The organism is Methanothermobacter sp. (assembly GCA_030055615.1).
GTDB lineage: Archaea > Methanobacteriota > Methanobacteria > Methanobacteriales > DSM-23052 > Methanothermobacter_A.
In genome coordinates, this window is sequence record JASFYN010000006.1 from 1 (window position 1) to 13018 (window position 13018).

Annotated in this window: 14 protein-coding genes; 4 read left to right on the forward strand and 10 right to left on the reverse strand. The window is 40.7% G+C overall.

The genetic code is table 11. From position 1 onward, the window contains the following. From QFX38_08070 to QFX38_08080, 3 genes are all read left to right on the forward strand, one after another. Positions 1 to 239 (forward strand): TCP-1/cpn60 chaperonin family protein (locus tag QFX38_08070; protein MDI9624824.1); only part of this gene is annotated, 239 nt, incomplete at its 5' end. Between the two features lie 114 nt (positions 240 to 353). Then, entirely contained in the window at positions 354 to 2258 is a 1905-nt protein-coding gene (gene acs / locus QFX38_08075) for an acetate--CoA ligase (GenBank protein ID MDI9624825.1), read from the forward strand. 18 nt (positions 2259 to 2276) lie between these two features. Beyond that, positions 2277 to 2870, forward strand: coding sequence for an acetate uptake transporter (locus tag QFX38_08080; protein MDI9624826.1), 594 nt, complete (start codon positions 2277 to 2279; stop codon positions 2868 to 2870). Positions 2871 to 2888: 18 nt separating this feature from the next. On the opposite strand, the gene QFX38_08085 is transcribed toward QFX38_08080, so the two are convergent. The 10 genes from QFX38_08085 to QFX38_08130 form a co-directional block, all read right to left on the reverse strand. Continuing rightward, positions 2889 to 3590 (reverse strand): CDGSH iron-sulfur domain-containing protein, encoded by a 702-nt coding sequence (locus tag QFX38_08085; protein ID MDI9624827.1) that lies wholly within the window; start codon positions 3588 to 3590, stop codon positions 2889 to 2891. After that, the gene (locus tag QFX38_08090; GenBank protein ID MDI9624828.1) at positions 3580 to 4953 is read right to left on the reverse strand and encodes an MFS transporter; all 1374 of its coding nucleotides are present in this window, start codon (positions 4951 to 4953) and stop codon (positions 3580 to 3582) included. Before QFX38_08090 ends, QFX38_08085 begins: the two co-directional genes overlap by 11 nt. Positions 4954 to 5089: 136 nt before the next feature. Beyond that, positions 5090 to 6592, reverse strand: coding sequence for a glutamate synthase-related protein (locus tag QFX38_08095; protein MDI9624829.1), 1503 nt, complete (start codon positions 6590 to 6592; stop codon positions 5090 to 5092). Further along, on the reverse strand, positions 6592 to 7659 hold the full coding sequence (locus QFX38_08100; GenBank protein MDI9624830.1) for a Coenzyme F420 hydrogenase/dehydrogenase, beta subunit C-terminal domain: 1068 nt from the start codon (positions 7657 to 7659) through the stop codon (positions 6592 to 6594). The genes QFX38_08095 and QFX38_08100 overlap by 1 nt, the downstream gene beginning before the upstream one ends. Then, positions 7660 to 8355: a GXGXG domain-containing protein gene (locus QFX38_08105; GenBank protein MDI9624831.1), complete on the reverse strand. Its 696-nt coding sequence runs from the start codon at positions 8353 to 8355 to the stop codon at positions 7660 to 7662. A gap of 7 nt (positions 8356 to 8362) precedes the next feature. Next, a complete protein-coding gene (locus QFX38_08110; GenBank protein ID MDI9624832.1) occupies positions 8363 to 9280 on the reverse strand; it encodes a glutamine amidotransferase family protein in 918 nt (305 codons plus the stop codon). Then, positions 9281 to 9847: a pyridoxal 5'-phosphate synthase glutaminase subunit PdxT gene (pdxT, locus tag QFX38_08115; protein MDI9624833.1), complete on the reverse strand. Its 567-nt coding sequence runs from the start codon at positions 9845 to 9847 to the stop codon at positions 9281 to 9283. It lies immediately after the preceding gene. A gap of 225 nt (positions 9848 to 10072) precedes the next feature. Then, entirely contained in the window at positions 10073 to 11056 is a 984-nt protein-coding gene (locus tag QFX38_08120) for a malate dehydrogenase (GenBank protein ID MDI9624834.1), read from the reverse strand. Positions 11057 to 11080: 24 nt separating this feature from the next. Continuing rightward, complete coding sequence (locus tag QFX38_08125) at positions 11081 to 11638, reverse strand: HEAT repeat domain-containing protein (protein MDI9624835.1); 558 nt, start codon at positions 11636 to 11638, stop codon at positions 11081 to 11083. A gap of 16 nt (positions 11639 to 11654) precedes the next feature. Then, the gene (locus tag QFX38_08130) at positions 11655 to 12563 is read right to left on the reverse strand and encodes a tetratricopeptide repeat protein (protein MDI9624836.1); all 909 of its coding nucleotides are present in this window, start codon (positions 12561 to 12563) and stop codon (positions 11655 to 11657) included. A gap of 82 nt (positions 12564 to 12645) precedes the next feature. Here QFX38_08130 and QFX38_08135 point away from each other — a divergent pair. Next, a partial coding sequence (locus QFX38_08135) for an isocitrate/isopropylmalate family dehydrogenase (protein ID MDI9624837.1) occupies positions 12646 to 13018 on the forward strand: 373 nt, incomplete at its 3' end.

Sequence of the window (13018 nt, forward strand, 5' to 3'; positions counted from 1 at the left end):
CCCATGAAGAGTCACCATACATGGGCTTAGATGTTTTCGAGGGTAAAGTAGTTGACATGAAAGAAGCTGGAGTACTAGAACCACACAGAGTCAAAAAACAAGCCATACAATCAGCAGCAGAAGCAGCGGAAATGATACTAAGAATCGATGACATGATAGCTGCAAAAGGCTTTGAAGTTTCAAAGAAGGAATCTGAAGAAAGTGGAATGGAAGGCATGGGTGGAATGCCACCTATGTAATATTATTTTTTTAAAAAAATCATATTTATCATGATTAATCAGTAAAGTTTATATAGTGGGTGCAACCTAAAAAAAACAATGAACAAAAAAAAAACACAAAATGGTGGCAAAAAAATGTCCGAAGATACCACTGTTCTCCTAGAAGAAAAAAGGGTCTTCAAACCCAACTACAAAGTGGTGGAAGAAGCCCACATAAAAAACTGGGAGGCAGAGTTAGAAAAAGGAAAAAACATAGAAAAATACTGGGCAGAAAAAGCCAAAGAACTCGAATGGTTCCAGAAATGGGATAAAGTCCTCGACGACAGCAACAAACCATTCTACAAATGGTTCGTCAACGGCAAAATAAACATGACCTACAACGCAGTAGACAGATGGATACATACCTCCAAAAGAAACCAAGTAGCAATACTCTACGTAAACGAAAGAGGAGACGAGGAAAAACTAACATATTATGAATTATACCGCCAGGTAAACAAAATGGCCAACGCACTCAAAAGCCTAGGAATAAAAAAAGGAGACGTCGTCGCACTATACATGCCAATGTGCCCAGAAGCAGTCATAACAATGCTAGCATGCGCAAAAATAGGAGCACCCCACACAGTAATCTACTCAGGACTTAGTGTAGGAGCACTAGTAGAAAGAGTAAACGACGCAAAAGCCAAGATAATAGTCACAGCAGATGGAACATACAGACGAGGAAAAGTCATAGAACTCAAAAAAATAGTCGACGAAGCAGTCCTACGCTGTCCCACAGTCCAAACAACAGTCATCCTAGAACACACAGGGATACCAATAGAACTATCAGACATAAGCGGAAAAGAAGTCCTATACAACAGCATAATCGAAGGAGAGGACAGCAAATGCGAACCAGAGATAATGGACTCTGAAGACCCACTCTTCATACTCTACACTTCAGGTACAACAGGCAAACCCAAAGGCGTAGTCCACACAACAGGAGGCTACATGGTAGGCGTCTCAACCACCACAAAAATGGTATTCGACATACACGACGACGACATATTCTGGTGCACAGCAGACATAGGATGGATCACAGGCCACAGCTACATCGTATATGGACCACTGCTCGTAGGCACAACCACAGTAGTATACGAAGGCGCTCCAGACTATCCAGACCCAGGAGTATGGTGGAAAATAATAGAAGAATATGGCATAACAAAATTTTACACAGCACCCACAGCAATAAGACACCTAATGAGATTCGGCGACAAATACCCCAGACTCTACGACCTCTCCAGCCTCAAAATACTAGGAAGCGTCGGAGAACCAATAAACCCAGAAGCATGGATATGGTACTACAAGAACATCGGCAGAGAAAAATGTCCAATAATGGACACATGGTGGCAGACCGAAACAGGAATGCACCTCATATCGCCACTACCAGTAACACCACTAAAACCAGGATCCGTAACAAAACCACTCCCAGGAATAGAAGCAGAAATCGTTGACAAAGACGGGAAACCAGTACCACCCGGAAAAGGAGGCCATCTCGTAATCAAAACACCATGGCCCGCAATGCTAAGAACCCTATACAAGGACGAGAAACGCTACATCGAAACCTACTGGGAAAACATACCAGGAGGCGTGTACACTACAGGTGACATGGCCCGGATGGACGAAGACGGTTACATATGGATACAAGGACGATCAGACGACGTGCTAAACATAGCAGGACACAGAATAGGGACTGCAGAGGTCGAATCAGCTTTCGTATCTCACCCAGCAGTTGCTGAGGCAGCAGTAATAGGAAAATCAGACCCGGTCAAAGGGGAAGTTATCAAAGCATTCCTCATACTCAAAAAAGGCTATAATTTAAGCACCGCTTTGATAGAGGATCTTAAGAAACATGTAAGACACGAACTAGGACCAGTAGCAGTTATCGGGGAAATGGTCCAAGTTGATAAACTCCCAAAAACCAGAAGTGGTAAAATAATGAGGAGGATACTCCGGGCCAAAGAAGAAGGGCTAGAACTAGGAGACACCTCCACACTAGAAGAATAAAAAAAAGGTGAAAAAAACATGGGACAAGAAACCGTTACTATAGTCGATAAAACGGCGAACCCAGCCCCACTAGGACTGCTGGGCTTTGGTATGACCACAGTTTTGTTAAATGTACATAACGCTGGGCTAATACCCCTAACGAGCATGATACTCGCCATGGGTTTTGCCTATGGTGGAATAGCCCAAATACTAGCATGTGCAATGGAATATAAGAAGGGTAACACATTCGCAACCCTAGCCTTCGGATCTTATGGACTATTCTGGTGGTCACTAGTATTCCTATTAATGGTTCCACAGATGACAATCCTTAAGACTATGGGTACACCAGTCCAAGCTGCCGATCCAGCATCACTTGCAGCATACCTATTCATGTGGGGATTATTCACACTACTAATGTTTATAGCAACCTTAAGGTTAAACAGGGGCCTGCAAGTGATATTCATAAGCCTCGCGATATTGTTCTTCCTGCTTACAATCGGTGAACTAACTGGATCCAAACTAGTAACAATGATAGCAGGATATGAGGGCATATTCACAGGTGCAAGTGCAATATATGTCGGTCTGGGCGAAGTTATAAACGAGGTTTATGGGAGGGACATCGTACCACTTTAATCCTCTCATTTTTTTATCTTAGAGGAGTCCCCATTTTTTCTTGAATGCCAACTTTTCTTCGTTGGTCATCCAATGGCTACCGTCACAGAATGGTTTATTCTCTGATAATCCACAACGGCATAATGTAATCCTATTTCGAACTTCATACTGGTAACCATCACTTGACTCTATGGGTATACCACCTCTAACCCATAATGGACCTTCACATTTTTTCTGTTTATCATGTATTACAACAATGGATTTCTCAAACTCTTTTTCATAGGCTTTGGCAGTATCCTTGGACCATAATACAAGTCTACCTGAAGGGCAGATCGTAGCTTCCTCTATTGCCGTTTTAATACTTTCAGGATCCCCTTTTTTTATCAGCTTTCGTATACCACCAGCACGCATGCAAAAACGTGAATGGTCGCAGAGTTCCGGTAAATCTGTTAATCTGACCCCTTTACCCTCAAATGTAAGAGCACGTAAAATATAAGGATCTCTACTCGCAGTTTCGGTACCATCAAAATCTATAATTGAGTGAGTACCATCACAGTAGGGCTTATCATTGGATCCACCACACCTACAGAGAAAATAGGTCTCCTTGGGGGAATATTCACCCTTTTCTATAATGTCAATGGTATGTCCTTCCTCGTCAGTTACTATTTCACCATCATATAAGGGTATTCCACCCATGACAAAATATGGGCCGTCCTTTAATACTTTTATCCTAGGTTTCATTAGTTGCACTCCTGCGCCTGGCCAAGGCAGCGAATATACCTATAAAACATAATATAGCAAACACTGAAAAGGCAATATGAGTGCTTCTTAGTAACAGATTGAAATTTGAAGGTTCTATTTTCACCCTTCCGAGGATTAGGGCGAATATTAACGTTACTATACCTATACTGAAGCTTTGACCGATAAGTCTCATTGTGCTCACTGTAGCAGATGCAATACCAAAATATTTCCTTTCTACTGAACTCATAATAGCATTAGTGTTAGGCGAAGAGAACAAACCAAATCCTATCCCAAGGATCGCAAGTGAAATAAATATCATCCAGAGTGGTGTGAGGGCGTTAATGAAAGTTAAGCTGAAAAGTGCGACTGATATTATAGCCATGCCCAGAGCTGCGAGCTTTTGGGGGTTGAATTTGTCTGAGGCTCTTCCAGCCACTGGAGCCACAAGGGCCATTAAAACTGGTTGAGTTACCAATATGAGGCCAGCTATATTTGGTGTTAAGCCTTTTATGTATTGTAGGTAATAGCTTAAAAGTAGTGAAACGCCAAAGGTTGCACTATAATTGATTAGAGCCGCTAGACTGGAAAAGGTGAATGTGAAATTCCTAAATAATTTCAAGTTAAACACGGGACTTGGATTATTCAATTCTATCCAGAGAAATAGTGAAGCCATTAAAATACTCCCTATGAGCAATATATAGGCTGTTTTGTCAGGTAATATGGAAAATCCATATATTAACAGGAAGAGGAATGTACTATAGGATATTGAACCTCCAAGGTCGAATGTTTCCCCCTTTGCATCAGCCCACTCTTCACGGATCCTTGACATTATAAACACTACAATTAAGGTTATAGGGATTGTTACAAGGAATAGACTCCTCCATCCAACATAATGTGTCAGGGCGCCTCCAAGAACTGGTCCGAGGGATAGGCCAACATATACTGCTGCCGTGTTGATACCGATAACTTTACCCCTTTCCATTGGTGGGTAAACCCTTGTGAGGATAGCTAAACCTGTTACGAACATCATTGCAGAGCCCACACCCTGCAATAATCTGAATATTATGAGTAATATGGCATTTGGGGCTAATGCGGAAAGTAGAGATGATATAAAGAATATGATATTTCCATAAATGAATATTTTTTTCATGCCCTTGATCTCGGACATTCTTCCAAATGGGACCGCGAACATTGCAGCTGCCAAGAGATAAGCTGTAGGGATCCAAGTCTGTAATATAGCATCTATCTGGAATTCCCTGCCAATAACTGGCAAGGCCACGTTAATTGAAGAACCCATAAATGGTGTTAAGAATGATGAAAGTGTTGCCGCTAATAAAACATAAAGTTTCAAGGACTTTTCCATGGGATTTCACACTCCCCCTATTAAAATGATTATTGTTTTTTGATTAATCTTCTGATGTTCCAATAATCTCCGTGGATAATAACATAATTACTGTCTATTTAAATATATGTTATGCAAAAGAAAAAAATGATAAAATTTATAAAGAGTGGACTGGCACTTCCATCCCAGCTATTTTAACACCAGTAAGTGCTGAAGTTTCAAGGTTAAGCGCCCTAAGATCATCTTTTTCAAGTTTTCTGACATCAGTGTTACCTGCCTGTTGTGTTAACATGCAAAGTTCTTCTGTCATCGCCTCAATGTATCTTGCAACCCGTTTACCACCCTCAACATAATCTAATCTTTTCCTGAATAAAGGATCTTGGGTTGCGATGCCCTTGCGACAAGTTCCAGCATAACACATTTGACAGACTCTACATCCAATGGCTACAAGTGCTGCTGTTCCAATATATACAGCGTCTGCTCCTAATGCTATGGCCTTCGCAACATCGGCTCCACTCCTTATACCACCAGCTGCTACAAGACTCACTTCTTCGCGGAGGTTAACCTCCTTAAGGGCTTCATCAGCTTCTACTATCGCTGCTATAGTGGGTATACCAGCATGTTCTGTCACAACATCGGGTCCGGCACCTGTACCCCCTTGCATGCCATCAACCACAACTATATCAGCCCCTGCCTTGGCAGCTATCTTAACATCATCCCTTACTCGTCCAGAAGTGAACTTGACCATTATCGGCACTTTCCAATCAGTTATTTCCCTAAGTTGTGATATCTTCATGCTAAGATCTTCCGGACCGACTATATCCATGTGCCTTGCAGGGCTTAAGGCATCAGTACCCTCTGGTATCATCCTTATCCTTGATACCTCCCCTGTAACCTTCTCTCCTAATAAGTGTCCACCCATACCAGCCTTCGCACCTTGGCCTATTTTGATCTCGATAGCCTCTGAATTGTTGAGGTAAGCTGCTGACACCCCAAATCTGCCAGATGCATATTGTACAATAAGTTTTGAAGCATATTTTCTCTCTTCTGGTAACATGCCACCTTCACCAGTGTTTGTGGCTGTCCCTGCGAGCGTGGCTCCCATGGCCAATGCTATCTTGGCTTCTTTGCTAATGGCCCCGAATGACATTGCAGCTATCATTATTGGGGTGTCAAGTTCTAGTGGGTTTTCCGCGTACCTATCCCCTAATATGACCTTTGTGTTGCATGGTTCCCTGTATTTGTCTATGGGTGGTCTTGAAACTTGTGCAGGTACTATGACGAGATCATCAAATGTTGGTATTCTGCGGAGTGCGCCGCATCCTCTAACCTTGTAGGTGCCCTCTTCTGATTTTCGCTTTATTTCGGTGAGATCTGTTAATGACCATACATTTCTCCTATCCTCTGCAACCGCATTTACTTCTATGGCATTACTAGGGCACATTTCCTCGCATATACGGCATCCTACACAATTTTCATGCCTTATTGGGTGTGGTTCCCCGTTTATTATCTCATAGACTTCGTGCGGACAATTATTATAACATGAGAAGCAGCTTTTGCATTGTTCTTCATCCCTGTTATCGCAGAGATACCAGCAACACCCTGGCCTGTTGAAGTTTCTTTTACATATTTCAGCTTTTCTTTCAACTTTGAATGGCATTATGATCCTCCCATTGCTTTGAATATTGGACAGGCTGAATATTTCGTCCCAGCCGCCTTCACAACATCTTCAATGTGTTCTGTAAGTTTGGGGGTGGGTTTCCATGGGTTCTGAGCGTCCTTGTCAACTACTAGAACCTTATCAATTATTCCCTCTGTTAGTGCATATGATAATAGTGCGGTTACAACTCCACCATCTTGTCCCTTGAACATTGGGGCTTTGGCTGATAGTACTTTGATATAATTTCCCAGGGGTTCTTTTGCGGTTTCATGGCTTATGATGTTGTCTGGTACATAAGTTCTTGGGCAGGCTATGTAGCATGCGTTACAAGCTGGTGGACATTCTCCTCTTATTTCTGGTTTTCTGTCCTCTATTTTTATGATTTCCTCTGGACATGAGAGTAAGCATGCTCCACATAATACACAAGCCCCTATATCTATAACATCTCCTTTGAGGTCTTTGAATTGATAATCGGTTACTTCCTCGAGGTATTCTGTCTCTGGCATTACTCTCCAGTACATTACTGGTCTTGCAACTTTTTCTCTTCCTTTGATTTCCTTTAAATTCTTTTCTTTTTTCCTTTTGGCTAAACTTTGAAGTAATTCGAATCCTTGATCATCTATTGGCCTAGTTTTGATGTATTTATTTTTTTCAGCTGCTTTGATAAGCTCCAGTCCTTTTTCTGTTCTTATGATTATGGTTGACCATCCTCTGGGTGAGCCTACTGAACCTATTGATATATCGGCTTGTTCTGCTGTATAATCCATGCAAATTTGGCAACTTTTACGCATGGCCATTTTTAATTCCTTTAAAGGCACTGATATTATATCTCCACTGTTTAAATGGAATTTAGCGGATCCACCTTCTATTCTACATTGTATTATCTCTTTTAGGCTTATTCCTTTCTCTTTTAGGAGTTTTTTAAGGTATCTGTAGGAGAAGTTTTCCATGCAGAATAATCCTATCTTTAATGTGACTGGGAATTCTTTTATGAAGGATTCATAGTCTTTCATGAGGGTTGCTGCTGTTATTTGACAGGGGGTGCCGACCATGCCAATTTTATCCATTTATCCTTCCTCCACTTCTTTACCATAGAATGGCCTTCTACTCCTCGGCACTATCTTCTTGAACTTGTCATATTCGGTATTTTCTAATTTAAAGCCACTATCTCCTAATATTTTCTCCAATTCTACTTTTTCTTTTTCTGTTATCTTTTTTATCTTCGCATTTTTGCCTAGGCTTTCTGCTTCTCCCCTAAAATAGATTTTTCCGCGTATAATTGATTCACCAGCATCTTTTCCAAGGTCTCCTAAGACTATTATCTGGCCTCCCATCATGTAGAGTCCTGTCATGAAACCTGAGTCTCCCCCGATGATTATGGTTCCATTTTTCATTATTTCTCCTGTCCTTGAACCGGCATCTTCTTTTACGATGACCGTGCCACCATATATGCCTTGGCCTACACCGTCACCTGCTGATCCATGGATTGTAATTTTGCCACGGGTCATGTTATCTGCTGGGAACCATCCAGCGTTCCCTTTTATTTCTATCTTGGGGCCGTGTATCATTGTACCGGCGAAGTATCCTGCGGATCCGTCTATGATCACTTCAACGTCTCCTGTTAGGCCTGCTGCAAGGTAGTGCATTGCATTTGGGTTTTCTATGATTATCCTGTCATGTTCTTTTGCCAGTTTTTTGAGTTTGCTGTTAACTTCTCTTGGTGTTTTTCCTTCTGCGTCGATTCTTGCTTCTTTCACTTTTATGGCCTCCTTATATTTCGTAGACTCTTACTTCGCCGGGTGCTATCTGTTCAATGTGTCTTGTATCTACTACTTCTCCTAGGGCCATTTCTTCGGAGGCTATGGCGAAGATTTCATCATCTTCTGCCATTACTCCTGGTCGCAAGCCTAGTTGGTCTTTTGCTATTCCTATACCATTTGGTGTTCCGACGATGTATGAGAATGGGCCGTCCATGTCTTTTACTGATTGTTCTAGTGCTTCTTCTAGTGTTTGGCCTTCTGCGAGTTTGTCGGCTATGTAGTGTACTATGCATTCTGTGTCGTTTGTTGTTTCGAATATGTGGCCTTTTCTTTCTAGTGGGTCTCTTATTTTCCAGTAGTTTGTTATTTGTCCGTTGTGGACTACTGTGATGTCTGGGATTATGTAGCTTTGGAATGGGTGTGCGTGGTATCTGTCTACTATGCTTTCTGTTGAGAATCTTGTGTGGCCTATGGCGTGTGTGCCTTTTTTAGACCATGTGTCATAGCGGTTGGCTATTTCTAGGACTGATCCAACATCTTTTATCATTTCGAACGAGTGGCTCCCGTTTAGTACTGTGACGTCTTCTATTTTGTCTATTTCTATTATTAGGGGTTTTAGTTGTGAGAATGAGTCGAGGCTTATCGTGCAACGGTATATTATGTAGTTTTCCACGGATTGTATCTTTTCTTCTGATTTTATCTTTGTTGTGGTTTCTATTGTCTCTTTAACCTTTTTTAGTAGGTCTTTTTTTTCTTTGATTTCTATGTTAAGTAGGTATTCGTCGTCGGCTAGCTTTAGTCCTCCGTAGATTGAGAATCCTGCTGAATCTGGGCCTCTGTGTTGTAATGCGTAAAGCATTTTTGTCATGTCTTTTCCTGCTTGGTGGGGTTTACCATCTTTGTATACTATTCCAGCTATTCCGCACAATTATAGTACCTCCTTTATGAAGTGTTCGTGGAGTAGGGTGTCGTTGCCTAGTTCTGGATGGAATGCTAATGCGATGTTTTTTCCTTGTTGTACTGCTATTATTTTGTCGTTGAGTTTTGAAAGGATTTTTACTCCTGGTCCGGTTTTGGTGACTGCGGGTGCCCTTATGAATATTCCGTTGAATTCTTTGCCTAGTATTTTTATTTTTTCCTCGAATGATTCTTTTTGCCTTCCAAAGGCGTTTCTTTGAACTTTCATGTCTATTATGTTTAGTAGGGGTTGTTTGTGGTCTGTTTCCTTTGCTAGGAGTATCATCCCGGCGCAGGTGCCCATTATTGGTATTTTTTCTTTTTTTATGGTTTCTATTATGTTTTCTTTTTCCATGAGTTTGCCTATGACTGTGCTTTCACCGCCTGAGATTATTAGAGCATCGCATGATCTTATTTCATCTTTTTTTTTCACTTTTATGGCTTCTGCTTCTATTTTCAATTTTTTTATTGCCTTTTTTGTCATTTCGAGGTGTTCTGAGACGTCTCCTTGGAGGTTTAGTATTCCTATTTTTATCATGGGCAACTCCTTACGAACTTTTTTGGTTATATTAGGTTGGTTTCCCAATATAATACTACCGGAAACTGGTTACCGGCATATTGTTTTTTGGGGGGGCGGACCACACAAAAAATTATATTATACAATGTTCAAAAAATTGCCCGTAAAAACACTTATAATTGAACAATTATATAAAGGTTTCCATTGGATAAGTAACCCCTACCACAAAAAAAAGAATATGAAGTATCAAGGTGCCTTTAACCCTTCATTTTCAAGCAGACGCATAACACCCGAAGTTGAACTTTTCACAAACTCAGCCGCCTCAATAAAAGCCTCCCTTTCACTATCATCCATAAGAAACGGTACAATACCCTCAATACCATCCTTTCCAAGTTTAACAGGGGCGCCGAGACAAACATCCTTTATATCTGCTATCTCACCATCAATCAAAGTCGAAACAGTCAATATTCTCTTCTCGTCATTCAAAACAGTCTTAACGATATTAGAAATGGCAAAAGCCGGACCATACTCAGTCGCGCCCTTCCTACTAATAATATTACTACCAGCATCTATCACCTTCTTAATAGTACCATTCAAATCAAAGGGCTTATAATCAGAAAAATAATCCCTCTTAGAATAATATTCAAGTGGTATGCCACCAATGGATGTTGAACTTATAAGAGGCACCATATAAGGGCCATGCTGTCCTATAACCCTCGTGTGAACTTCACTAACATGCACATTAAAATGCTTAGCCATATAATTCTTAAGCCTAAGTGAATCAAGGTGATTCCCAAGACCAAAAACCTTACTACGATCAAAACCAGAATATTTAAGGGCCACATAAGTCATGACATCAACAGGATTTGTTACAACAAGTATCATAGAATCTGGTGCAAATTTTCCTATTTCAGACGCATATCTAGCCACTATACGACCATTCACATGGGCCAAATCATCCCTTTCCATGTTAGGTTTTCTTGGAATCCCTGCAGTTATGATAATAATCTTGGAACCATTCACATCCTCAATATTTGATGAAGTTTCCAATTCAACAGAAACACCCTTCGCTGCCAATGCATCACTAATATCTAATAACTCACCCTTACTCCGCTCAAAACTTTCCTCTCTCGAAATCATTTGTAAAACGCTTACAGTTTCCTCTTCAGCAAGACATAATGCAGTTGATCTCCCCACCCTACCAGTTGAGCCTATAATACTCACTTTCATAAATATCAACCCTCTATTATTATATTATTTTTTCTCTAAATAATTTGATGCAATTCTCCTCGCGAAACCAGAACCTTTACTTTTTAATCTTTTCATAGCAGCCTCTACCTTCTCACCCCCTATGTTCTGGAGGGCCCATGCAGCCCCACTCCTAACAAAACCGCTCTTATCATCTAAAAGTTCTATTAGAGAATCCACTGCCCTTTCATCCTTTAAGTTGCCAATGGCCCAAGCAGCAGCACCTCTAACCTTCCAATCATCATCCTTTAATGCCTTGAGTAATGGTTTAAACGCCTTTTCACCCATCTTGGAAAGGGCTGTTGAAGCTTCCCGTCTAACCCATTTATTATCATCGCTCAAAGCTTTTATTAGGGGTTCTATGGCTCTTGGATCTTTTATGTTACCAAGGACCCTGGCAGCGCCTCTTCTCACAAGCTTATTTGGATGTGAAAGCGCATCTATAAGAGGATCCACCGCCGGTTCGCCAATTTCTTCCAACAATTCCATAACTTGGATTCTCACAAGTTCGTCTTCATCTTCTAACTTTTTTATAATCCTTTCAATATTCTCTCTCTTCTCCATTAAACTCACCACATCTTTAGAGGGTTTCGAGGGTTTCTATAATATCATAGGCTGTCCTCCGAGCTTTATCTGATGTCTCGCTGAGGATTGTCATAGCATCATTAAATATCTTATAAATGTTGGCTTCCCTCTTCAGTATGCAAGAGGTTACCCCTACTAGTAGGAGGGAAATACCCTTTCCCATTTTGTCTTTGCCTTTGAAAATATTATAAGCCTCCTTGAAATGTTCCAAGGCTTGTTCGTATTCTCCCTTTCTAAAGAGGATTTCGCCTAGGATAAGATGTAGGATCCCTCCACTTTCCCAGTCACCGATTAATTTCGATGATTTCAATGCATTTTCTAGATATTTAATACTAAGATCCCTATAAGAATTATATTTATCAACCAACCCTATAATCTCTAGGATTAAATGATCAATTTTTTTAATAATGGTCTCCTTTGAAACTTTGGCTGGTCTCTCTCCTCCTTGAACAGGTACTTCTTGGATTCTTTTGACCGTTTCTTTTTTGTCTTTGGTTTCAGATGATTCCTGGATAGCCTCCTTTATCATTTTAACTTCTTTCATTTTCTCCATGAAATCCCTTTCAAATGAAGATTTAACCTTCTTATAACATTTAAGTGCACTTTCATATTCTTCGAATGCGGCTTCAGTATTCCTCCCAGAGAAGTAACAGTCTCCAATAAGCTCATGAGCATACCCTTCACCTTCAACATCCCCAGCCTTCTTATAATTTTCTAGAGCCTCCGCGAACTTTTCACGAGCCTTTTCTATCTCACCCTTTTCTAAATAAACAATCCCCATCTCAATAAGGACCTTGGCCTCATACTCATGGCATTCATCGAGTTCCCTCTTATAATCTTCCAGTTTCTTCCTTCTCCCCCTCTTAAATGAATCTAATAATCCGAAGACGGCTAAAATTATCATTGGTACTCTCCTTCAAATTACTTCATAAGAATTTATATTCTTCATTTACTTTAAAATCTATTATTAGCTCTGGGTGAGTGTAATGAAGAAGATAGTTGTCATACCAGGAGATGGGATAGGAAAGGAGGTAATGAAAGCAGCCCTACTAGTACTAGATGCATTGGACCTAAATTTTGAATATGAGTTTGCAGAAGCAGGCCATGAATGCTTCCAAAAACATGGAGACACAATACCAGAAGAAACAATAGAACTTGTAAAAAGGGCTGATGCAACACTATTCGGTGCAGTTACAACAGTACCCGGGGAAAAAAGTGCCATAATAACGCTGAGACGTGAGTTGGATTTGTTTGTTAATTTGAGGCCTGTTAGGTCTTTGCCTGGTGTTGGTGGTTTGTTTTCTGGTTTGGATTTTGTTATTGTTCGTGAGAATACTGAAGATTTGTATGTTGGTTTGG

Excerpts from the sequence above, each read along its gene's own strand:
- QFX38_08100 (MDI9624830.1), bottom strand. The coding sequence starts at position 7,659 with ATGGATAAAATTGGCATGGTCGGCACCCCCTGTCAAATAACAGCAGCA.
- QFX38_08130 (MDI9624836.1), bottom strand. The coding sequence starts at position 12,563 with ATGATAATTTTAGCCGTCTTCGGATTATTAGATTCATTTAAGAGGGGG.
- QFX38_08095 (MDI9624829.1), bottom strand. The coding sequence starts at position 6,592 with ATGCCATTCAAAGTTGAAAGAAAAGCTGAAATATGTAAAAGAAACTTC.
- QFX38_08080 (MDI9624826.1), top strand. The coding sequence starts at position 2,277 with ATGGGACAAGAAACCGTTACTATAGTCGATAAAACGGCGAACCCAGCC.
- QFX38_08120 (MDI9624834.1), bottom strand. The coding sequence starts at position 11,056 with ATGAAAGTGAGTATTATAGGCTCAACTGGTAGGGTGGGGAGATCAACT.
- QFX38_08090 (MDI9624828.1), bottom strand. The coding sequence starts at position 4,953 with ATGGAAAAGTCCTTGAAACTTTATGTTTTATTAGCGGCAACACTTTCA.
- acs (MDI9624825.1), top strand. The coding sequence starts at position 354 with ATGTCCGAAGATACCACTGTTCTCCTAGAAGAAAAAAGGGTCTTCAAA.
- pdxT (MDI9624833.1), bottom strand. The coding sequence starts at position 9,847 with ATGATAAAAATAGGAATACTAAACCTCCAAGGAGACGTCTCAGAACAC.
- QFX38_08125 (MDI9624835.1), bottom strand. The coding sequence starts at position 11,638 with ATGGAGAAGAGAGAGAATATTGAAAGGATTATAAAAAAGTTAGAAGAT.
- QFX38_08085 (MDI9624827.1), bottom strand. The coding sequence starts at position 3,590 with ATGAAACCTAGGATAAAAGTATTAAAGGACGGCCCATATTTTGTCATG.